This window comes from Bradyrhizobium sp. I1.14.4 (assembly GCF_050435825.1).
In the GTDB taxonomy this organism is placed as follows: Bacteria; Pseudomonadota; Alphaproteobacteria; order Rhizobiales; family Xanthobacteraceae; genus Bradyrhizobium.
On record NZ_JBNDLA010000004.1, the window covers coordinates 283921 to 305737 of the forward strand.

The 21817-nt window shown below is 64.1% G+C and carries 23 protein-coding genes; 12 read left to right on the forward strand and 11 right to left on the reverse strand.

What is annotated here, in order from left to right; translation table 11 throughout:
• Positions 1 to 32 precede the first annotated feature (32 nt).
• Entirely contained in the window at positions 33 to 203 is a 171-nt protein-coding gene (locus ABIB78_RS11150) for a hypothetical protein (RefSeq protein WP_429024288.1), read from the forward strand.
• 460 nt (positions 204 to 663) lie between these two features.
• Here the strand turns inward: ABIB78_RS11150 and ABIB78_RS11155 are convergent, their stop codons facing one another.
• Positions 664 to 1683 carry an LLM class flavin-dependent oxidoreductase gene (locus ABIB78_RS11155; protein ID WP_429024289.1) on the reverse strand — a complete coding sequence of 340 codons (1020 nt, stop codon included), beginning with the start codon at positions 1681 to 1683 and terminating at the stop codon, positions 664 to 666.
• Between the two features lie 247 nt (positions 1684 to 1930).
• Here ABIB78_RS11155 and ABIB78_RS11160 point away from each other — a divergent pair, with 247 nt between their 5' ends.
• Complete coding sequence (locus ABIB78_RS11160; protein ID WP_429024290.1) at positions 1931 to 3097, forward strand: NADH:flavin oxidoreductase/NADH oxidase; 1167 nt, start codon at positions 1931 to 1933, stop codon at positions 3095 to 3097.
• 34 nt (positions 3098 to 3131) lie between these two features.
• Positions 3132 to 4061: a dihydrodipicolinate synthase family protein gene (locus ABIB78_RS11165; RefSeq protein WP_429024291.1), complete on the forward strand. Its 930-nt coding sequence runs from the start codon at positions 3132 to 3134 to the stop codon at positions 4059 to 4061.
• A gap of 6 nt (positions 4062 to 4067) precedes the next feature.
• Here the strand turns inward: ABIB78_RS11165 and ABIB78_RS11170 are convergent, their stop codons facing one another.
• The 7 genes from ABIB78_RS11170 to ABIB78_RS11200 all read right to left on the reverse strand — a co-directional run bounded on the left by ABIB78_RS11170 (position 4068) and on the right by ABIB78_RS11200 (position 9401).
• Positions 4068 to 5237, reverse strand: a complete 1170-nt coding sequence (locus ABIB78_RS11170) for a cytochrome P450 (protein WP_429024292.1) — start codon at positions 5235 to 5237, stop codon at positions 4068 to 4070.
• A gap of 96 nt (positions 5238 to 5333) precedes the next feature.
• Positions 5334 to 6131 carry a helix-turn-helix transcriptional regulator gene (locus ABIB78_RS11175; protein ID WP_429024293.1) on the reverse strand — a complete coding sequence of 266 codons (798 nt, stop codon included), beginning with the start codon at positions 6129 to 6131 and terminating at the stop codon, positions 5334 to 5336.
• Between the two features lie 162 nt (positions 6132 to 6293).
• A complete protein-coding gene (locus ABIB78_RS11180) occupies positions 6294 to 6656 on the reverse strand; it encodes a nuclear transport factor 2 family protein (protein WP_429024294.1) in 363 nt (120 codons plus the stop codon).
• Between the two features lie 95 nt (positions 6657 to 6751).
• Positions 6752 to 7072: a cupredoxin domain-containing protein gene (locus tag ABIB78_RS11185; protein WP_429024295.1), complete on the reverse strand. Its 321-nt coding sequence runs from the start codon at positions 7070 to 7072 to the stop codon at positions 6752 to 6754.
• Between the two features lie 11 nt (positions 7073 to 7083).
• Entirely contained in the window at positions 7084 to 7605 is a 522-nt protein-coding gene (locus ABIB78_RS11190; protein ID WP_429024296.1) for a DUF4142 domain-containing protein, read from the reverse strand.
• Positions 7606 to 7699: 94 nt separating this feature from the next.
• On the reverse strand, positions 7700 to 8389 hold the full coding sequence (locus tag ABIB78_RS11195; protein WP_429024297.1) for an RNA polymerase sigma factor: 690 nt from the start codon (positions 8387 to 8389) through the stop codon (positions 7700 to 7702).
• 103 nt (positions 8390 to 8492) lie between these two features.
• Positions 8493 to 9401 (reverse strand): LysR family transcriptional regulator, encoded by a 909-nt coding sequence (locus ABIB78_RS11200; protein WP_429024298.1) that lies wholly within the window; start codon positions 9399 to 9401, stop codon positions 8493 to 8495.
• Between the two features lie 106 nt (positions 9402 to 9507).
• Between ABIB78_RS11200 and ABIB78_RS11205 the strand changes: the two genes are divergently transcribed.
• Together ABIB78_RS11205 and ABIB78_RS11210 are read left to right on the forward strand one after the other, a co-directional pair.
• Positions 9508 to 10587, forward strand: a complete 1080-nt coding sequence (locus tag ABIB78_RS11205; RefSeq protein WP_429024299.1) for a Rieske 2Fe-2S domain-containing protein — start codon at positions 9508 to 9510, stop codon at positions 10585 to 10587.
• A 349-nt stretch (positions 10588 to 10936) separates the two neighbouring features.
• A complete protein-coding gene (locus ABIB78_RS11210) occupies positions 10937 to 11938 on the forward strand; it encodes an alpha/beta fold hydrolase (protein WP_429024512.1) in 1002 nt (333 codons plus the stop codon).
• A 78-nt stretch (positions 11939 to 12016) separates the two neighbouring features.
• Here ABIB78_RS11210 and ABIB78_RS11215 read toward each other — a convergent pair whose 3' ends face one another.
• Both ABIB78_RS11215 and ABIB78_RS11220 read right to left on the reverse strand, forming a co-directional pair.
• Positions 12017 to 12367, reverse strand: coding sequence for a RidA family protein (locus ABIB78_RS11215; RefSeq protein WP_429024300.1), 351 nt, complete (start codon positions 12365 to 12367; stop codon positions 12017 to 12019).
• Positions 12368 to 12677: 310 nt separating this feature from the next.
• A complete protein-coding gene (locus ABIB78_RS11220) occupies positions 12678 to 14129 on the reverse strand; it encodes a CDGSH iron-sulfur domain-containing protein (protein WP_429024301.1) in 1452 nt (483 codons plus the stop codon).
• 105 nt (positions 14130 to 14234) lie between these two features.
• Between ABIB78_RS11220 and ABIB78_RS11225 the strand changes: the two genes are divergently transcribed.
• Positions 14235 to 14582, forward strand: coding sequence for a winged helix-turn-helix transcriptional regulator (locus ABIB78_RS11225; RefSeq protein ID WP_429024302.1), 348 nt, complete (start codon positions 14235 to 14237; stop codon positions 14580 to 14582).
• A gap of 356 nt (positions 14583 to 14938) precedes the next feature.
• Positions 14939 to 15292, forward strand: coding sequence for a hypothetical protein (locus ABIB78_RS11230; protein WP_429024303.1), 354 nt, complete (start codon positions 14939 to 14941; stop codon positions 15290 to 15292).
• 156 nt (positions 15293 to 15448) lie between these two features.
• Here ABIB78_RS11230 and ABIB78_RS11235 read toward each other — a convergent pair whose 3' ends face one another.
• A complete protein-coding gene (locus ABIB78_RS11235; protein ID WP_429024304.1) occupies positions 15449 to 17107 on the reverse strand; it encodes an FAD-binding dehydrogenase in 1659 nt (552 codons plus the stop codon).
• Positions 17108 to 17382: 275 nt separating this feature from the next.
• Between ABIB78_RS11235 and ABIB78_RS11240 the strand changes: the two genes are divergently transcribed.
• The 5 genes from ABIB78_RS11240 (at position 17383) to ABIB78_RS11260 (ending at position 21796) form a co-directional block, all read left to right on the forward strand.
• Positions 17383 to 17850: a hypothetical protein gene (locus tag ABIB78_RS11240; protein WP_429024305.1), complete on the forward strand. Its 468-nt coding sequence runs from the start codon at positions 17383 to 17385 to the stop codon at positions 17848 to 17850.
• 230 nt (positions 17851 to 18080) lie between these two features.
• Positions 18081 to 18215 carry a hypothetical protein gene (locus ABIB78_RS11245; protein WP_263009965.1) on the forward strand — a complete coding sequence of 45 codons (135 nt, stop codon included), beginning with the start codon at positions 18081 to 18083 and terminating at the stop codon, positions 18213 to 18215.
• A 17-nt stretch (positions 18216 to 18232) separates the two neighbouring features.
• Positions 18233 to 18823: an SCO family protein gene (locus tag ABIB78_RS11250; RefSeq protein ID WP_429024306.1), complete on the forward strand. Its 591-nt coding sequence runs from the start codon at positions 18233 to 18235 to the stop codon at positions 18821 to 18823.
• Positions 18824 to 18914: 91 nt separating this feature from the next.
• Complete coding sequence (locus ABIB78_RS11255) at positions 18915 to 19931, forward strand: transporter substrate-binding domain-containing protein (RefSeq protein WP_429024307.1); 1017 nt, start codon at positions 18915 to 18917, stop codon at positions 19929 to 19931.
• Positions 19932 to 20155: 224 nt separating this feature from the next.
• The gene (locus ABIB78_RS11260; protein ID WP_429024308.1) at positions 20156 to 21796 is read left to right on the forward strand and encodes a lysine--tRNA ligase; all 1641 of its coding nucleotides are present in this window, start codon (positions 20156 to 20158) and stop codon (positions 21794 to 21796) included.
• The last annotated feature ends 21 nt before the right edge of the window (positions 21797 to 21817 follow it).

The following is a 21817-nucleotide window of genomic DNA, read 5'->3' on the forward strand; positions in this document are numbered from 1 at the left end:
CGTACTCGCGAGCGTCCATTTGAGATCAGCGCATGGAATGGTGGTACTACGCGCTCTTTGCGATCGTTGTGATCGGATGCGCACTTGTCGTTCGCGCCCGTCGCGGCAGGAATTCGAACGAGGATCAGGAATTGAACCGGCGGATCGATGAGCGCGTCGATCGCCTCGATCTCACCCGTCGCAATCGCGACAAGGATTCCTGACCTGGCACATGCACAGGCGGGCTGCCCGCGATTGTCCCGGGATATTACGGCGATCTGTTCACGCAACGTGCGCGCCTAACGGACCGTACTCAACCTGTTCTTCTCACAACGCGCAGTTATGTTTCCGTAGTTCTCCGCGTTTGAGAACGAAGTTCCTCCGGAACGATCTCGCGGGTTCCGGCATTGCCCAACTAGAGCCGGCCGGCCTCCGGTAGAGAACGGTCGGTTCAAGCCCGCGGCCGGTCGTCCGCCCCCAACCACACCCCCGAAGGGCGGCCGGCGCGGGTCCTTGAAGTGGTTCCTGCTTTGTGCGAGAGGCCGCCGACTGCGAGCCGCGGTCATTTTCTCGCCGGACAATTCATTTGCTCTGGCCAACGGACGCTCGCTGTCGAGTTGCGCGAGCCATCGCGGATGATCAGTCACGCGTGCTGTGAATGCCGCTTCATCACAGTGCCGGCGGTCAGCGCCAGCCGAGTGCTGGCGCGATCTGGGTCAGGATGGTCTCGATCACATGCGCGTTGTAGGCGACGCCGAGTTGATTGGGGACGGTCAGGAGCAGGGTGTCGGCCTCCGCGATGGCCTCGTCTGTCTTGAGCTGCTCGATCAGCCTGTCCGGCTCGGCGGCATAGCCGCGGCCGAAGATCGCGCGCGTCTGCTCGTCGATGAAGCCGATCTGGTCTTCCTCCTGCCCGTTGCCGAAGTAGGCGCGATCGCGATCGTCGACCAGCGCGAAGATGCTGCGGCTCACCGAGACCCGCGGCTCGTGCGTGTGACCGGCCTCCTTCCAGGCGGCACGATAGGCTCGGATCTGCGCGACCTGCTGGATGTGGAAGGCTTCACCGGTCTCGTCGCTCTTCAGTGTCGAGCTCTGCAGGTTCATCCCGAGCTTCGCCGCCCAAACCGCGGTGGCGTTCGATCCGGCGCCCCACCAGATGCGTTCGCGCAGGCCTTCCGAGAGCGGTTCGAGCCGCAGCAGGCCGGGCGGATTGGGAAACATCGGCCGTGGATTCGGCTGCGCAAAACCTTGTCCGCGCAGCAGGTCGAGAAAAATCTCGGCACGACGCCGGCCCATGTCGGCGTCAGTCTGGCCCTCGCCCGGCTGATAGCCGAAATAGCGCCAGCCATCGATCACCTGCTCGGGCGAGCCGCGGCTGATCCCGAGTTGCAGGCGTCCGCCGGCGATCAGATCGGCCGCGCCGGCGTCCTCGATCATGTAGAACGGATTTTCGTAACGCATATCGATCACGGCGGTGCCGATTTCGATCCGGCTGGTCTTTGCGCCAACCGCCGCCAGCAGCGGAAAGGGCGAGGCCAGCTGGCGGGCGAAATGGTGGACGCGAAAATACGCGCCGTCCGCGCCCAGCTCCTCGGCGGCAACGGCGAGGTCGATGGATTGCAGCAGCACGTCCGCGGCCGAGCGGGCCTGGGATTGCGGCGAGGGCGTCCAGTGCCCGAACGAGAGGAATCCGATTTTTTTCATTTCGGCAATGTAGGGATGCCCTGCACGAATTGCGATCGGTCGCGTGACCTGGCTATGACAGAAAATGTTTACCAATCGGGAAAAATTTGTGCAGCAGGTGTTGCGGGTTTTGCGGATCGCGCTGCTGTGGACGCGCTGCATGCGCGCAGGTCTTGCCGCCTGCGCCGCGGCGTGACTTGCGATCTTGGGACGCGCCGCCTAGCTTTCCGCCACCATTTCTCCCGCCAGCACGCTCCCGCAGGTCCCGATGTCGCAGCCGCTTTTGTTTCAGCCGATCACGCTTCGCGGCGTGACCTCCCGAAACCGCATCCTGATCTCGCCGATGTGCCAGTATTCGGCGACCGACGGTGTCGCAAATGACTGGCACCTTGTGCACCTTGGTAAATTTGCCCAGGGCGGCGCGGGGCTCGTGATGGTCGAGGCCGCAGCGGTCACGGCCGAGGGCCGCATCACCCACGGCGACGTCGGGATCTGGAACGACGAGCAGATCGCGCCGCTCGAGCGCATTGCCGCGTTCCTGAAGGACAACGGCGCCGTGCCCGCGATCCAGCTCGCGCATGCCGGCCGCAAGGCCAGCATGCAGCGACCGTGGTACGGCAATGCCGCACTCGACGGGGCCGACCGCGCCCGCGGTGATCTGCCGTGGCGGACGGTGGCGCCGAGCGCGATCCCGATGGAGGAGGGCTGGCTGATGCCGCACGCGCTCGATGTGGCGGAGCTTGCCGCGCTGCGCGAGCAATGGCGGCGCGCCACGCTACGCGCGGTGGAGGCTGGTTTCGAATTTGTCGAGGTGCATTGCGCGCATGGTTATCTCCTGCACGAATTCCTGTCGCCATTGTCGAACCGCCGCAACGATACCTATGGCGGCGACCGCGCCGGGCGGATGCGCTTTCCGCTGGAGATCGTCGAGACCGTACGCGCCGCCTGGCCCGCGGAGCGGCCGCTGGCGGTGCGGATCTCCTCGGTCGATGGTGTCGATGGCGGCTTGACGCTTCAGGATCAGATCGCGTTTGCCAAGGCAGCCAAGGCACGCGGCGCCGATTTGATCGATTGCTCGTCGGGCGGTCTGCTCGGCTCGGCGACCGCGGCGCGGATTCCGCGCGGTTACGGCTTCCAGGTGCCCTATGCCGACGAAATCCGCCGCGCTGCCGAGGTGGCCACCATCGCGGTCGGCCTCATCCTGCATCCGCAGCAGGCGGAAGACGTTCTGGCCAATGGGCAGGCCGATCTGGTCGCGATCGGCCGCGAGGCGCTGTTCGATCCGAACTGGCCGCTGCATGCCGAGCTTGCGCTTGGCGGCGGAAGCGGCGAGGTGTTCGCGTCCTGGCCGAAGCAGTATGGTTGGTGGCTGGAGCGCCGTGAGCCAGGCCTGCGCAAGCTCGGCGGCCCGGCGCTGCCGTTCCGTAATGCGTGACAGAGCTGCGACAGATCACGAGGGAGGATTTGACATGACGATTTCGGCCCAGCGTCCCTATCGCGGCGTCTTCCCGGTCGCGCCGACCATCTTCGACGCCAGCGGTAACCTCGATCTCGACGGGCAACGGCGCTGCGTCGATTTCATGATCGATGCCGGCTCGCACGGCATCTGCATCCTCGCCAACTTCTCCGAGCAGTTCGTGCTGACCGATGCCGAGCGCGAGACCGTGATGCATGCAGTGCTCGAGCACGTCGCGGGCCGAATTCCCGTGATCGTCACCACGACGCATTTCTCCTCAGCGGTGTGCGCCGCGCGCAGCCGCGAGGCGGAGGCCGCCGGCGCCGCGATGGTGATGATCATGCCGCCCTATCACGGCGCGACCTTCCGCGTGGGCGAGCCGGGCATCTATGAATTCTATCGCGTGATCTCCGACGCGATCAGCATTCCGATCATGATCCAGGACGCGCCGGTCGCCGGCACGCCGCTATCGGTCGATTTCCTGGCGCGGATGGCGAGGGAGCTCGCCAATGTCAGGTATTTCAAGATCGAGGTGCCGATGGCCGCCAACAAGTTGCGCGGCCTGATCGAGAAGGGCGGCAGCGTGATCGAGGGGCCGTGGGACGGCGAGGAGGCGATCACGCTGATGGCCGACCTCGATGCCGGCGCCACCGGCGCGATGACCGGCGGCGGCTATCCCGACGGCATCCGCCAGATCATGGATCCGTTCTTCGGCGGCCGCCGCGACGAGGCCATGCAGGCCTATGCGCGCTGGCTGCCGCTGATCAACTACGAGAACCGCCAATGCGGGCTGCAGGCCTGCAAGGTGCTGATGCGCGAGGGCGGCGTCATCAAGTCGGACACCGTGCGCCATCCGCTGCAACCGTTGCATCCCGCGACCCGCGCGGGACTGATCGAAATCGCGCGGATGCTCGATCCGGTCGTGCTGCGCTGGGGACGGTAACAGCGTTTACGCGTCCCACGTCACCGGCAAATCCAAGAGGCCGCGGAACGCCCAGCCGCCGATCCGCGGCGGCTTGTCCTCGATCAGGCGCATGTTCCTGAGCCTGCCGAAAATCGCCGGCAGCGCGACGTCGGCGACCATGGCGCGCGAGGCCCAGGCGCCGGCGCAAAAATGCGGACCGGCGCCGAACGCGATGCTCTTGCCGGCGTCGCGGCGCACGTCGAACGCGTCAGGCCTGTCGAAATGCTTCTCATCGCGGTTCGCCGAGCCGAACATCAGGAACACGCGCTCATTGGTCTCGAAGGCGACGTCCCTGATCGTCCAGGGCTTTGCGATCCGCCGCGGCGACATGCCGATCGGGGAGATCCAGCGGGCATATTCCTCGAACACCTGTAACCACGGGATCGCTCCGCTCGCAGCCAGCGCAAGCTGGTCCGGATGGGTCAGCAGCGCCCACACCGTGCCGGCGATCGCATCGCGCGGCTCGTTCTGGCCGCCCGAGATCGCCAGCTTGATGTTGGCACGCACACTCTCCATCGGCATGTCGGTTTGCAGCAGCACGCCGAGCAGGCTGAGGTCGGGCGTCTTGCGCAGCACCGGTACCATGTCGTCGATCGCGGCATCGATGCCCGAGGTCGCTGCGTGGCAGCGCGCCTCGATCGCGGGATCGCCGACGTAATTCGCGATGCCGTCGATCATGCCCTGCGACCACGCGTTCATGTCCTGGAAGCGCATGTTGGTGAGACCGGTGATCGATTTCAGGCATTCGGCCGAGAACGGCAGCGCGAAGGACTGCACGAAATCGACAGCGCCATCCGGCTTCAGCTCGTCGAGGATGCGCGTTGCGTGTCCTGCGAATTGCGCGGTCCAGTGCGATCTGACGGTCTTCGGCGAGATCGCCGGGAAGATCGCCTTGCGCTCGTTCATGTGCGCATCGCCGTCCTTGCGCATCATGTTGTGGCCCATCAGTCTGTTCATCAGCCCCTCGGGCTGGTGCGACGAAAACACATCAATCTGCTTCTCGGAGATGAAGATGTCGTCGCGGTTGCACAGCAGTGTGCTGCCGAGCTGCGGCACGAAGGCGATCGGCGCCTCCTTGCGCATGCGCGCCAGCGTCGGATAGGGGTCCTGCCAGAAGGCGGGGACGTCGATGTCGAAATGGGGAGCGGTGCTCACGGCAGTGCCTCAGGTTTCGAGCCGAGCATAGGCCGGCAGGCACCGCCGGTCTGTCCCCACCGTTGGGGACAGAGCGATGGCACGCTCAAGGCTCTCTCAATTCAGCCGGCGCGCCGACGCCATCAGGCGCAGCGCGATGGCGAACAACTCGTTCTGCGAGGAGATGCCGAGCTTGTCGTAGGCGCGCTTGCGATAGGTGAGGGCGGAGTGCAGCCCGATGCCGAGCTCGGCGGCGATCGCTTCCGAGCTGAACCCCGAAAGGATGCGCAGGCAGACCTCCTTCTCGCGCCCGGTCAGCCGGGCGAGCGGTTCGGCGGTCGCAAACAGCGCCTTCAGCCGCTCGATCGGATCAACGTCCGGAGCCTGCTCGCGCTGGAAGTGCCGCGCCACGGCTGCCGTCAATGCGGGCGCGACCGCGGCCAGGCGCGCGGTCTGCCCGCGGCTGAAGCGGCCCTGTGCGGTGATCTGGTAGAAATTGACGTAGAAGCAGGTGCCGCCAGTCCAGATCGCGGAGGCGAACTTGTCGACGATGTCGGAATCGTCGAAGAAGATCTTGCGGTAGCCGTCGCTGTACATGCGGCGGGCGAAGTTCGGCAGCACGATCGGCGCGGCCTGCGCCTGGCCCTCGAACACTGCATCCCGGTTCGGGTCGGCCTGGTGGAAATGTTCGGAATAGGCGATCCCGAGATCGCGCCCGGTTGGGATGTTGCCGACGTCGAGCAGGCACGCGGCGGACCGCGGGCCTGTGAACGAGAACACCATGCAATGACCGACACCGGCGACGCGGCGCAGCGCGCCGATCAAAGCCTGCGGAAAATTGTCACGGCCGATCGCCAGCAGCGCCGGCGTGATGTCGCTGACAACTGAAGTCTTGAAGGCGAAATCTGCCTTCATGGTGTCCTCCCTGTGTTTCGGGAAGACTAGAGCCTTTTCCGTTCCGATGGAATCGGAACGGGGCTCTAGATTGTCGTTTCGACGCGTTTCTTGACGTGAACCGGTATCCACTTCGCTCGAAAACGTGTCTGGCAGCGACATCGCCGGCGTGGAAGCGGCGCCTCAGGCGCCCGGCACCTGGTCGAGGAAGCCGGTGATGCTCCTGATCCGGCCGTCCTTCAGCATGGCGAAGTCGGTGCCCTTGATCGGGCTGTCGACGCCATCAGGGCCGAGACCCCAGGAGAAACGGACGTTGTCACCGAATCCGTTCGGCTCGCCGATCAGCGTGAAGGTGAAGTCCGGAAACTTCTGCTGCACGCCCGCGATCAGCGCATCGACGCCCTCATGGCCGCTGCCGCTCATCAGCGGATCGACATAGTGCGCATCGGCGGTCCAGTTCTCGCTTAGCATCTCGCGGCGCCGGCTCGGCGTCCGCTCGTTCCAGAGATCGATATAGCGGCGGGCGATGGTGGCGTGATCGGTCATGATGGTTCTCCTTCTGATGTGCCGGACTATGCGGCTGTCCGGACTATCGGAGGTTCGCTCGCGCCGATCGATTACCTCGGAGGTCATCGCGCGGGCTACGGCGCGATCGTCAGCACGGCCTTCATGTTGGGATGGTAGCGGCAGTAATAGTCGACCGTGCCGGCCTTGGTCAGAACCGACCTGATTGTCTTCTTCGGCGCAATCGTCACGTCGAAATCCCCATTCTTCGCGGTAGCAGTGTGGGCCAATACGTCCTTGTTGACCCATTCGATGGTGTCGCCGACCTTGGCAGATACCTCGGCCGGCGAGATCACCAGATTCTCCATCACGATCTGAATGGTGGCCGCATGCGCCGGGACGACCATCGCGCCGAGCGCGAGCAAAGCGAGCGTTGCGAGACAGCGTCCTGGCAACATCGCGCAGCTCCTTACTTCAGGCTGGCCGCGACGTGTTCGGCGTGCTGCTGGTGGCCCTGGAAGATCTTCAGGCCGGTTTGCAGCAGGCCCTTCAGCTCGGGATTGCTCGCCGAGGGGATCAGCTGCGTCTCCAGCGCGGTGTTGACGGTCTTGTGGTAGGCGACCTCGTTGTCGATATAGGCCTTGTCATAGGCGGCGCCCTTCAGCTTGCCGAGCTCGGCGAACTCGTCGGCTGCCTGCTTCGACAGCGCCTTGCTGGTGTCGTTGTCCTCCGGCGTCACTTTCAGCTTCTTGACGAGGTCGAGCGCCTGCTTGTTCACCGCCTCGTGGTCGCGCGCCATGTCCTTGGCGAACGCCTTGACTTCCTTGTTGGAGGCCTTCGCTTCCGCCTGCTTGGCGGCTTTGATATCGATCACGCCGGCCGTATAGGCGATGTGCGCGATTTGCGGATCGGTCAGCTTTGCGCCCTGCGCCAGCGCTGCTCCACTGAGAACGCTGAGCGCGGCGACCGCGATGCTCAATCGAACGAACATGGTTTGACACTCCTGTTGAGCCGGGCGTAGCGCACGGCACGTCGTTGCTTGCACAGGAGTTGGATGGTGCAGACGGGCAGAGGTTCCCGAAAATTTAGGCTGTGATGCCGAGCCGTTTCAGGACCGCGTCGGTCAATCGCTCGCAGCGCCGGCCCGCGAAGGGAAAGGCCTCCATCACGACGGGGCCGATCTTTCGCTCGACATTGTCGCGCAGCATGGTCCTGGCGCGGTGCAGGCGGGTCTTCACGGTTTCCGGCTTCAGGCCGAGGATTTCAGCGGTCTCCTCGACATTCATGCCCTCGATCACACGGGTGATGAAGACGAGGCGGAACGCCTCGGGCAGTTCGTCGATCGCATGCTCGACGACATGCTGGATTTCGCGCTGGGCCATGGATTTTTCCGGATCGTCCGCTGACGACAAGGGGAACTGGATGATCTGGGCTTCAAGGGCGCCTCTCGGCAGCTCGGACCACTCCACGCTGGAATGCTTGCGCCGCAGGCGGCCGAACGCTTCGTTCATCGCGATCCGCGACAGCCAGGTCGAGAGGCTGGAGTCGCCGCGGAATTGGTCCAGATGGGTAAACGCGCGCACATAGGCGTCCTGAACCACATCCTCGGCCTCGTTGTCGTTGCGGAGAATGCCGCGCGCCAGCCGGAACAGCCGGCGGTTGTTCGCCTGCATGATGGCACGGATCGCGGCCTCGTCGCGGGCGAGCGCGCGCTGCACGAGCTCGGCATCGCCTGAGCTGATCGGCGGCAGCGACGTTACATGGACCTGGCGCATGGCGGGATCACCCTCACTGTCGGCGGTATATTACCATTGGATGCCAGTGGGCCGGACAGGTTCCCGAGAAAATGGTGGTCGTCTGAAAAGACCCGATCGGTGGTTACGGCTTGATGTAAGCCTCCGGATCGCCCCGCGCGTGCGCCTCCATCGCATCGAGGAAGCAGCGAACCTTCGCCGGGACAAATTGCCGCGCGGGCAGCAGGGCGTGCACGTTCAGCGGCTCGCAGGCATGATCCGGCAGCAGCCGCCGCAATTCGCCGGCCGCGACCGCGGCGCGGGTGTAGCTCGCGGTCACCCGCAGCACTCCATGACCGGCGAGCGCGGCCTGCAGGCGGACATGGGCATTCGAGCTGGTGAGGCGCGCGTGGTCCACAGCGAGATGCTCGACCGCGCCACCGGGTGCGTTGATCGCCCATGGCGGATCGTTCGGACCGGTCAACAGCGGCAGCTTCCTCAGTTCGTCCAGCGTGCGCGGCTCGCCGAACTTCTCCAGCAGCGCCGGTGCCGCGAACAGGCCGCGTTCGAGGGTGAAGACGCGACGGATCACGATGCCGGCCGACGGCAGCGGCGCCTCCAGCATCGCGAACACGATGTCGTAGTTCTCGGCGATCGGGCTGACGATGTCATGCTCGACGTCGATCCGGATCGAAAGCTCCGGATAGCGGCCCATCACGGCACAGGCGACCGGCCCTGCGTGATGGGCGCCGAATTCGTAGGGCGCCTTGATTCGCAGCGTTCCGGCCACCGCGCTGCTCATCGCCAGCGCTTCGCTATGGGTATCGTGCAGCGCGGTGAACAGCGGGCGAACCTTGCGATAGATGGTCTCGCCGGAATCGGTCAGCCGCAGGTGTCGCGTGGTCCGCTCGATCAGCCGCAGCCCGAGATTGGCCTCGAGACGCTGCACCGCAGCACTGAGGCTCGATTTGGGATGTCCGAGCACGCGCGCGGCCGCAGTGAAGCCGCCATGCTCGACAACCTCGCAAAACAGCTCCCAATCGCGCCACTCCATGGCTAATTGTCCATCCACCGGTACAGTGTGTCCAGCCAAATCGGATTATCGCGATGACTGGGATCACCTAACCTCGTTGCAAGCAACATTGCACCGGGAGGGTGACATGGCAGTTGACTTGGCCGACGACAACGGAATTTTCCTGCGCAACGCCTGGTATGTGGCGGCGCTGAATCACGAGCTGATCGACGGCAAGAAGCTGGCGCGCACCATCCTGGAGCGGCCGATCGTGCTCTATCGCGGCGCCAGCGGAAAAGTGGTCGCACTCGATGACCGTTGCTGCCATCGCGCCGCGCCGCTCTCGATGGGGCGCGTCGAGGGCGACGACATCAGGTGCATGTATCACGGCATGAAGTTCGCGGCCGACGGCAAGTGCATCCAGATCCCGGGCCAGGACGCGATCCCGGCCAAGCTCGGCGTGCGCAGCTATCCGGTGGTCGAACGCTACAACATGATCTTCATCTGGACCGGCGATCCCGCGAAAGCCGATCCGAAGCTGATCCTCGACTATCCGCCGCTCGAAGATCCGAAGTGGCGGGGACTGCCGGGCTACATGCACTACAAGGCCAACTGGCTCCTGATCGTCGATAACCTCAGCGACTTCGCGCACCTTGCCTTCGTGCATACCAATACGCTCGGCGGTTCCGAGGAATACGCCTACAAAACCAAGCCGGTCGCGATCGAGAAGCTGGACGACGGGTTCCGCGTCGAGCGCTGGCACATGGGCGCCGATGCGCCGCCGTACCACAAGAAGGTGATCTCCAACCGAACCGACAAGGTCGATCGTCGCAATATCGGTCGCATGATCGTTCCGGGTATTTTCACGCTTGATACCACGTTTGCGCCGGCCGGGCAGGGCGTGGAGAAGGGCGTTCAGGTTCCGGGCACGCGGCAATATCGCAACGCGCAGTTCATGACGCCGGAGACGCGCTCGTCCACGCACTTCTTCTGGAATTATCTGCACGATTTCGACATCGACAATCCGAATATTTCGCTGTCGCTGCGGCATTCCCTCGAGGAGGCCTTCAACGAGGACAAGGATTTCATCGAGGCGCAGCAGAAGGTGCTCGACGTCGATCCGGACTATCAGCTGCTCGCGATCGGCGCCGATGCGCCGCTGACCTATTTCCGCTGGCTGTTCGCGCGCAAGCTCGAAGCGGAGAAGGGCACGGCACGCGCCGCATAGTTGCTGAAGCGATGGCCGTTACCGCCTGATCGCTGGCAGTGCCGGGATCGCGAGATCGTGACGTCCCGGCGTGGCCGCTCCAACCCGTTTGGCGTAAGCTGATCAGGCTGAATTCGTCGGTTCTTGATCAGGATCAAGGTTTCGACACGCGTCGGTCAGACTATCGCCGGTGGCGATCAATCGGTGAATGAGCTTGCCCGAAAAGGCGGACCAATCGGAACGAAGTGCGAGCGCCAGCTGGGTGCTGGACGCTTGGCTATGGCCGTTTGAAGCCACGCGAATGGCGCTGGACATCTACTCGCAGTGGTATCCCAATCGTGCGCCTGAGCCCACAGATGCGCCGGTTGAAGTGGCGGCGCTGCCCTGGACGACGGCCAACTCGGTCGCGCTGCAACTGCCGTCGATGCGCCTGCTGGATTTCTCGAGAGCTGTCGAAGGCCGGCCGCTGCTGGTCTGCGCGCCCCATGCGCTGCACGGTGCGAAGATAGCGGATCTTGCACCAGGCCACAGCCTGATGGAGGCGTTGCAGAAGGCGGGTGTTGCACCTCTCTATCTCACGGATTGGCGCTCGGCCGCACCGGAGATGCGATATTTCTCGATCGACACCTATCTGTCCGATCTCAATGTGGCCGTCGACACGATCGGGCCGCCGGTCGACCTTGCCGGTCTCTGTCAAGGCGGCTGGCTGTCGTTGCTCTATGCGGCGCGCTTTCCCGGCAAGGTGCGGCGGCTCGTGCTTGCAGGAAGCCCGGTCGACGTCTCGGTGCCGTCGGAGCTTTCGCGGATGGTCGCCTCGCTTCCGCAGCGAGGCTTCGAGGCTATGGTACGTCAGGGAGATGGCATCGTCAGTGGCAAGCACATGCTGCAGGTCTGGAGCATCCCGTTCAACATGCTTGACGTGGAAGCGGCGCTGCAGCGGCCGCTCAACGGCAAGTCGGAGGATGCGCGTGCGTTGCTCGATCACTTCACACGCTGGAACAGCGAGACGCTCGATCTGCCGGGCAGCTACTACCTCGAAGTGACCGACTGGATCTTTCGCCAGAACCGGATCGCGGCCGGAGACTTCGTCGCGCTCGGCTGCAAGATCGATCTCGCTGCGGTGAAGCTGCCTGTCTTCCTGCTTGCCGCGCAGAACGACATCGTTGTTCCGCCCGATCAGGCATTTGCGACAATGCGGCTCTTGGGCACGCCGCCTGCGTGGCTGCAAAGGGAGCTCGAACCCGAGCCCTGTGGACATCTCGGCCTGTTCATGGGCCGCAGGGCTCTGGCCGATTCGTGGCGCCGGATTGCCTGCTGGCTTCAGACCGACCTCGGTGAGGCCGCGGGCGAGGGATCGCGGATGAGCGCATGAGGTGCAAAATGAAAATGCCCCGAACTGCGCTTTGCAATTCGGGGCATCGGACATCCGTCGCGATGACGTAGGCCGCGCCTACTTGGCTGCGACAACCATGATCTCGACATTGTACTGCGGCGCCGCGAGCTTGGCCTCGACGGTGGCGCGGGCCGGGGTGTTGCCCTGGGAGACCCAGCCGTCCCACACTGCATTCATCTCCGGGAACGTCTTCATGTCGGTGATGTAGATGGTCGCGGTGAGCAGCTTCGACTTGTCGGTGCCGGCCTTGGCGAGGTGGCCGTCGATGATCGACAGGATGTCCTTGGTCTGGTCGGTGATGCTGCCGCCAGCGGCCTTGCCGGCGACGACGCCGGCGAGATAGACGGTGTTGCCGTGCACGACGGCCTGGCTCATGCGCGGGCCGGTTTCGAAACGCTGAATGCTCATTTGGGTCTCCACTTGAATGGCGGGCACTGTCTATAGCGTTTTCAAGCGAAGTGGCTACCGGTTCGCGTGAAGAAAACGCGTCAAAACAAGAGATCGAGAGGTTGGTTCTGATTTGATCAGAACCAAACCTCTAGCCTGCCAGGGCGAGCGCCGCCACTGCACAATTTGCAGCACTGTTCACGGAAATCGATCGCAATTGCTCCGAGATCGGCTCAGCGCAATCGCATTTCCAAAAATCCGGTCCGAACGGCAAGATTTGCGCCAAGCCTGCAGACGGCGCCGTCGCTGCAGGCGGCATTTCGTTTTGCCATCAGGCTGACGGATTCAGCGCATTCGCCCAGCGTGCGAACAGCGCTACCCGTTCGGCCGGCCAGGCGCCGTCGCATGGCATGGTCCCGGCCTCCAGGCGGGCCAGGATCTGCTGACCGTGCCTGGCGACGTCCTCCTCCTTCCAGAAGTCGAAGGCGAACAGCATAGAGTTGCGATCCATCGGCCGGAACAACGGCCGGATGTGCTGTTCGAATTGTACGGCCGCGTCGGGACCAGGCAGCGCTACGCTCGCCTCGTTCGTGGCCTGCACATCGGCTGCGATTGCGGACGGCCGCGCCGCCGGCGTGGCGTTGCAGACCCACCACCATCGCGGCACCGGCATGTTCGGCGGCGGCTTTGCCCCGGCGCCGGAATTCTCCAACGCGATCCGCGAGCCCCACTCGATGTAGGCAACGAACGCGGCACGGAATTCCGGATCGGACGGCAGCCCGGCATCGTCGGCGCTCTGCACCATGTAGGTGGCCCACAGCGCGCGCTGTTCCGGCCTGATCTCCTTGCCGATGTGCTGCGACACCATCCGCCGATAGCCGCCATAGCGCTCGGTGTAGAAGCGTGGGCCGCCGAACACCTCGCTGAGCCACGCCGCCACCCGTTCGGGATGATCGGGCGACATCTCGGCGAACAGCGGCCCGAGCAACGGATCTTCCGGCACGTAACGGCTGTAGAAGATGCGTGTCATGTCGAGCAGCGCCGGATAGCCGCCGGCCCATTCGAACAACGTCGGCTCGCGCATTGGATCGGGGACCGGATCGTGAAACGCGACGTTCCAGTGCATGCCGCTGCAGAACGGCTTGTTCAGCGACGAGCCGCAGCGGCACAGGCTGGCATGTTCCTGCGACGCGCCCGCATTCCGTGCGATCGGCGTGCCATCCTCATCGATCAGCTCGACATGGCCGGTGATGCGATAGGGGCCATCCTTCGAGACCTCGATCTGCGGCGGCCGGCCGACATCGGACAGGTTGGCGTCACGCGCGGGGCCAATGCCGATGCCAAGTGCCCCCGATGGGCATCTGCGCACCGCATTGACGAGGTCGTCGAAACGCGCGCCGCTCGGCGCGATGAACGGCTCATCGCCGAGATGAAACACCGAGTTGAGCCGGTCGGTGCAGAAACCGGAATGCGCGCAGGTGCCGCGATTGTCGAACACGAACGCCTGCTGCCCGGCATAGACGTCGAGCTTGTCGGGCACGCGCCGCGAATCCTTGGCATCGGTGACGCCCCGCGTAACGTGGCTGTCGTCGCAGAACGGCTTGGTCTGCGATTGTCCGCAGCGGCACAGCCGCACCGGCGCTTCGGCTGCGATCGGCACCCCGAGATGATCGACGATCGGAATGCCGGGCTCGGGTTCGTACGGCCCGTTGCGTCTGACGATGATGCGCTTGCGCGCCGCTTGCTGACCTCTCGAGGCTTGGGCGGAATTGTCGTCTGTCATGCCTTGCAATGATCCCTGAACTCGCCCAACCCGTGCAAAGCGTGCTTAGATGGATCGATGGCGGCTCTCAACGAACCAGATGGAAAGTGCCGCGGGAGAGTTGCGATGATCCGCAAGACCAAGCGCAAATATGGTTGCCCGGTCGAGTTCTCGATCGATCAGCTCAGCGGCAAATGGAAGACGGTGATCCTGAGCCGGCTGAAGGTCCGGCCGATGCGCTATGGCGAATTGCGCCACGACATCCCGCAGCTCAGCGACAAGGTGTTGACCGAGCGCCTGCGCGATCTCTGCAATTCAGGCTTCGTCAAGCAGGAGCGCGGCGGCGGCTCCTCTCGCTATTGCCTGACCAGACGCGGCGAGATGCTGAAGCCGATGCTGCAGGCACTCTACGATTGGGGCGAGGCCAACGCCGACTCGTTCGGCGTCCGGTTTCTCAGTGCGGAGGCGGACTAGAGCAAGATGAGATTAGGCTGTGGCCGCGAATTAAGGCGCGTTCCTTCTCCCGCCTGCAACGTGGAAACGTCGGTTGCAGAAGCCCCCAAATAAGCCCCAGCCTTGGGCGAGGGACACTTGCACAATTTCGGAATATTGGAAGAATGCCCCCGAGTTGCCCGACGTGTCAAGTTGTTTGATTGAACGCCCCGGCCACCGCCGGCTACTTTGCATGGGGTTGTTTTCGATATTTTGGCAGCGCCGCCTGCGACGGTCCCATACTGCACCAGTCTAGGGAGCGGATTTCCGGCCGGAACCATAAGCAAGGAAAGCGCGTTCTCGCGGGGTGTTGGGGGCAATCAACACAAGGAAAGCTCATGCGCATCTCTACGGCATCCGTCATCGCTGCGGCGCTCTCGCTTGGAACACCTGCTTGGGCGCAAGTGCAGGGAACGCAACCGAAGACGCCGCCGCAGGCTCAGTCTGACGAGACCACCGTCATCCGGAGCATACAGGTCGTGGACGTCAAGGAACTGCAGCCCGAGGTCCGGTCAAAGGTCGAGGCTGTCGTCGCAAAGGCAAGCGAGGACGATCTGCGGAACCTGCGGGGTTCCATCGACGCATCCAAGGAAGCGGTATCCGCGCTCAAGGCGAAGGGCATGAGCTCGGCACAAGTTGTTGCGGTCAATCTCACCAACGGCGTCCTGACGCTTTTCACCAAGACGGCCTGAAGAAATTCGGACTCAACAAGAAGACCCGCCGGTTCACGCCCCGGCGGGTCTCGACTAGAGCATTTTCGGTTCTGATTGAATCAGAACCGAAGCTCTAGATTCTTGTTTTGACGCGTTTTCTTCACGCGAACCGGGTCCACTTCGCTTGAAAACGCTTTAGCCCACCGCCTTCGCCGCCGCGCGCCCCGCGTTGCGGCCCGAGAACAGGCAGCCGCCGAGGAACGTGCCTTCCAGCGAGCGATAGCCGTGCACGCCACCGCCGCCGAAGCCGGCGGCCTCACCGGCCGCATAGAGTCCGCGGATGATCTGGTGATCATTGCCGAACACGCGCGAATCCAGGTCGGTCTCGAAGCCGCCGAGCGTCTTGCGGGTGAGGATGTTGAGCTTCACCGCGATCAGCGGGCCGTGCGCGGGATCGAGGATCCGGTGCGGTTTCGCGGTGCGGATCAGCCTGTCGCCGATATAGCGCCGCGCATTGTGCAGGTTCATCACCTGCGCATCCTTGACGTAGGGGTTGGTGATCTCGCGGTCGCGCGCCTCGATCTGCGCCGTGATGGCGTCGAGCTGCAACAGGTCGTTGCCCGCGAGCTTGTTCATGGCACCGACGAGGTCGGCGAGGTTGTCGCGCACGATGAAGTCGGCGCCGTGCTGCTTGAAGGCTTCGACCGGCGCCGGCGCGCCCTTGTTGGTCGCGCGCTTGATCGTCATGCGCCAGCTCTTGCCGGTGAGGTCGGGGTTCTGCTCCGAGCCCGACAGCGCGAACTCCTTCTTGATGATGCTCTGGGTCAGGATGAACCACGAATAATCGTAGCCGGTACCCATGATGTAGTGCAGTTGCCCGAGCGTATCAGAACCCGGGAACAGAGGTGCCGGCAGCCGCTTGCCCGTGGCGTCGAACCACAGCGAAGACGGCCCCGGCAGGATTCGAATGCCGTGACGCGGCCAGATCGGGTTCCAGTTCTGGATGCCCTCGACGTAGTGCCACATGCGGTCGCGGTTGATCAGCCGGCCGCCCGCTTCCTCGGTGATGCCGATCATGCGGCCGTCGACATGTTCGGGCACGCCGGAGATCATGAACTTTGGCGGCTCGCCGAGCCGCTTCGGCCAGTTCTGCCGCACCAGATCATGATTGCCGCCGATGCCGCCGGCGGCGACGATCACCGCCTGCGCGCGCAAGGAAAACTCGCCGACCACGTTGCGCGAGGAACTCCTGCCGCGCTCGACGCCTGATGGTTCCAGGATCGCGCCGCTCACGCCGCCGACCGTGCCGCTGGTGACGCTGAGCGCATCAACGCGATGGCGGAACTTGAACACCAGCCGTCCGCTCTTCGCGGCCTCGCGCGCGCGGCGCTCGAACGGCTCGACGATGCCGGGGCCGGTGCCCCAGGTGACGTGGAAGCGCGGCACCGAATTGCCGTGGCCCATCGCGTCGTAACCGCCGCGCTCGGCCCAGCCGACGACCGGGAAGATGCGATGGCCCATCCCGCGCAGCCAGTCGCGTTTCTCGCCTGCCGCGAACGCGACATAGGCTTCAGCCCATTTGCGCGGCCAGTGATCCTCCTCGCGATCGAAACCCGCGGTGCCCATCCAGTCCTGCAGCGCGAGTTCGACCGAATCCTTGATGCCGAGCCGGCGTTGTTCCGGTGAATCGACCAGGAACAATCCGCCAAACGACCAGAAGGCCTGGCCGCCGATGCTCTGTTCCCCTTCCTGGTCGAGCACGATGACGCGCTTGCCAGCGTCGGCAATCTCGGTTGCGGCGACAAGACCGGCAAGCCCGGCGCCAATCACGATTACATCTGCATCGTCAGCCATGCCTTAAGCCCCCGTCCCGCTCAGATTCAAGACCGCGTTGTTGCGCGCGGTCAACGCCAAATGGACCTGGCCTGTGGCGGCAAGGCACCAAGCACTGCGGCAACTTGTTCCAGTTTGGGACCTTTCCACGCTCCACTGCAGCGTGCGCGCAACACCCAATTTGAATTTGTTTTGACTGGCTTCGCTTGTCTGGACAAAACTCCGCGCGCACAACACGCTCACCTTTGTCTGCATCACAGACCGAACAGATTCGGTTTCGACTGGGGCTGGCCAAAATGAAGTTGATGACGGGGTTGCTCGCTGCGGTTCTCCTGCTGGCGGGAATGGGGGCGTCTCAGGCAGTGGTCAGGATCGCCGACGATCGCGGCGGCAAGATCGGCATCTATGTCGACAGGTATCAGGACCTGCGGACATCGGGTGAGACCGTGATCATCGATGGGTTGTGCGCCTCGGCCTGCACCATCGTGCTCGGCAAGGTTCCTCACGACCGGATCTGCGTGACCTCACACGCTGCGCTCGGCTTCCATGCAGCCTGGGATTACGGCGACAACGGCCGCCCGGTCCCCAATCCCGAAGCCACGCATATGCTGTACCTGATGTACCCGCCGGCGGTGCGCAGATGGATCACGGAGCGCGGTGGCCTGACCCGGCGCATGATCTTCCTGCGCGGCAAACAACTGCAGGCGCTGTACAAGCCGTGCTACCTCAACGCCCAGGCCTCGGCGCCCAAACCCATGCATTAAGCCCATGCACTGAGCCCGCACACCGGGCTGTTGGTCTGGTTTAGCGTCCACTCTCGTCATGGCCGGCAAGCCGGGGGCATGACGAGGTTAGCGCCGGAAATCGCCTCGCTATCATTTGACGGCTTGCGACCGCCATCGCGCTTGCTGCTCGCCGGAACCAGGCTTATCTCAATCTCATGGTTCAGCCGATCTCCACCCGATCCGAACTCGTGGCGGCTCCGCAGGGCAGGGTGGCGTCTGCGATCCTGTGGGGCGCTGCCGGGATCGGCGGATTGGCCCTGCTTGCCGCTGCCGCGCTCTGGTTCCACTACGGGACCGCGGTGTTTTTCGAAATGATCACGGCCGGCATTGCCGCCTGCTTCTGACAAGGACGCCCTAGCATATGCCCCGGACCACTCGCCCATTGGTGATCTTCGCTGCCTTCGCCGGCAGTCTGGCGGTCGGCCTGTTCCTAATGCTGTGGGCGGTCGGCGGCTTGCGCACCGTCGCCGCGCCAGCCGCGATCGGCGGGCCGTTCCAGCTCACCGACCAGTCCGGCCAGACCGTCACCGACAGGAGCCTCCAGGGCAAGCCGACGCTGATCTTCTTCGGCTTCACCCATTGCCCGGACATCTGCCCGACCTCGCTGTTCGAGATCTCGGAAGTCTTGAAGGCCATGGGCAAGGACGCCGACCGCGTGAATGCCTATTTCGTCTCGGTCGATCCGGAACGCGACACCGCCACGGCGATGAAGGATTACCTTTCGAGCTTCGATCCGCATCTCAAGGGCCTGACCGGCGATCCCGCCGCGATGGCCAAGGTGCTGTCGAGCTATCGTGTCTACGCCAAGAAGGTGCCGCTGAAGGATGGCGACTACACGATGGACCACACCGCGCTGATCTATTTGATGGACCGCGACGGTCATTTCGTCGCGCCGTTCAATCTGAAACGGACGCCGGAAGAGGCGGCGACCGATCTCAAGCGGTACCTCTGATCGCCATTTCCGGTTCAGAATTCACCCAATCGGCGCTCGCATCACGCACCGGATGGTCTATAAGCCGTTCAATTTCCTAATATTGCCGGTTATGCCAAATCCGTCTGCCCAGCCTTTTGCCGTCCGGTCGCGCCAGCTTCGCCTGGCCGCGGGAATGATGGCGGCCATCTGTCTGGCTACGGCAGTGTCGGCGGCCGCGCAGACACCTCAGGCGCCAGCGGCCAAGACGGCCCCTGTACCGGCCCCCACCAGGCCGGCCCCAGCACAAGCCGTGCCCGCCACGCCCCCGGCTGCCGCCGCCCCATCGGCCGCGACCCAGCCGCTCAAGGCTACCGAGGCCGCGCCGCAGGCGGTGCCGGGCTTCTGGGACCCGCGGCGCCGGCCGGACCGCCCGGATCTGTCCCGTCTCACCGTGATCCGTTTCCTGACCGAGACCGACTATCCGCCGTTCAACTTCACCGGTCCGGACGGCAATCCGGCCGGTTTCAACGTCGACCTGGCGCGTTCGCTCTGCGACGAGATCAAGGTCACCTGCACCATCCAGATGCGGCGCTTCGAGACCCTGATCGATGCGCTCGCCACCAACCGCGGCGACGCCATCATCGCGTCGATGGCCGTGACGCCGCAGCTGCGCGCCAAGGTCGATTTCACCGATCCCTATTATCGTGCGCCGGCGCGCTTCGTGTCGCGCCGCGACAACGTGATGCCGGAAATCCGCCCGGAATATCTCGAGGGCAAGAAGGTCGGCGTCATCGCCGGCACTTCGCACGAGGCCTACCTCAAGGCGATGTTCACCGACGCCGAGATCCATTCCTATCCGGATAACGACGCGCTGCGCGCGGCGCTGCGCCGCGGCGAGGTCGATTTCATCTTTGGCGATGCGATCTCGCTCGCGTTCTGGATCAACGGCACCGATTCCGCCGAATGCTGCGCGTTTTCCGGCGGCCCCTTTGTCGAGAGCCGCTATTTCGGCGAGGGCGTCGGCATCGCCGTGCGCAAAGGCAACGATCTGCTCCGGCAGTCGCTGAACTGGGCGCTGTTCCGGATCTGGGAAAAAGGCCGCTTCACCGATCTGTGGCTGCGCTATTTCTCGATCAGCCCGTTCTGACGCGGAGGTCTTCACCTCGCCCCGCTTGCGGGGAGAGGTCGGAATTCAAGCGCAGCTTGAATTCCGGGTGAGGGTGAGCTTCCGCGAATTCCTCTCTTGCCGGTTACGCGGATCGAGCCCCTCACCCCAACCCTCTCCCCGCAAGAGCGGGGCGAGGGAGCGCCGTTTTGCATTTTGCCGCAAAAGCGTTAGTTTTCGCGGCCTTTTCGGAGAGAACCTGAAGAATGTCCGTGATTGATCTTGCTGCCAGCCCGAGCGACCTGAGGGCGCTCGCCGAACAATCCAACGCCTGGCCGTTCGAGCAGGCGAAAGCGATTGTGGCGCGGCTGAAGAAAAATCCAAAGGACGAGGTGCTGTTCGAGACCGGCTACGGCCCGTCGGGCCTGCCGCATATCGGCACCTTCGGCGAGGTCGCGCGCACCACGATGGTGCGCCACGCCTTCCGGGTGCTCACCGAGGACAAGATCAAGACGCGCCTGCTCGCCTTCTCCGACGACATGGACGGCCTGCGCAAGGTGCCGGACAACGTGCCGAACAAGGAGATGCTGGAACAGCATCTCGGCAAACCGCTGACCAAGGTCCCCGATCCGTTCGGCACCCATCCGAGCTTCGGCGAGCACAACAATGCGCGGCTGCGCGCCTTCCTCGACCAGTTCGGCTTCGACTACGAATTCGCGAGCTCGACCGAGTATTACACTTCCGGCCGGTTCGATGCCGCGCTGCTCCGCATGCTGGAGCGGATCGAGAAGGTGATGGCGATCATGCTGCCGTCACTCCGCGAGGAGCGGGCGGCGAGCTACTCGCCGTTCCTGCCGATCTGTCAGCGCACGGGCCTCGTGCTCTACGTGCCCGTGACGGCACACGACGCCAAGGCCGGCACGATCTCCTACGAGGACCCCGATACCAAGGAGACCGTCACCGTTCCCGTTACCGGCGGCCGCTGCAAGCTGCAATGGAAGCCGGACTGGGCGATGCGCTGGTACGCGCTCGGCGTCGACTATGAAATGGCCGGCAAGGACCTGATCGATTCAGTGAAGCTGTCGGCCAAGATCTGCTCGGCGCTCGGTGGCACGCCGCCCGAAGGCTTCAACTACGAACTGTTCCTCGACGAGAAGGGCCAGAAGATCTCGAAGTCGAAGGGCAACGGGCTGACGATCGACGAATGGCTGCGCTACGCCTCGCCGGAATCGCTGTCGCTGTTCATGTACCGCGAGCCCAAAGCGGCGAAGCGGCTCTATTTCGACGTCATCCCGCGCAATGTCGACGACTACCAGCAATTCCTCGACGGCTTCACGCGGCAGGAGGCGCGGCAGCAGCTGCAGAATCCGGTCTGGCACATCCACTCCGGCAAGCCGCCGCAGGCCGACATGCCGGTCACCTTCCAGCTCCTGCTGACCCTGGTGTCGTCGTCGAACGCGGAGAACGCCGAGACGCTGTGGGGTTTCATCGGCCGCTATCGTCCGGGCGTGACGCCGCAGACCCATCCGAAGCTCGATGCGATGGTCGGCTACGCCATCAACTATTATCGCGACTTCGTGGCGCCGACCAAGCAGTTTCGCGAGCCGACCGCCGGCGAACGCGCCGCGCTGCAAGACTTGCGCGATGCGCTCGCCAACATGCCGGCTGACGCGACGGCGGAAGACATCCAGAACGTGGTCTACGAGATCGGCCGCCGCGAGCCGTTTCTCGATGCCGTCAAAAAGGGCAAGGACGGCCGCCCCGGCGTCTCGCTCGACTGGTTCAACATGCTCTACCAGGTGCTGCTCGGCCAGGAGAAAGGCCCGCGCTTCGGCTCCTTCGTCGCGGTCTATGGCGTGCAGAACGCGGTCAACATGATCGACGGCGCGCTGGCGCGGTCCTCGTAGCGGGTCGTACGGGAAGGAATT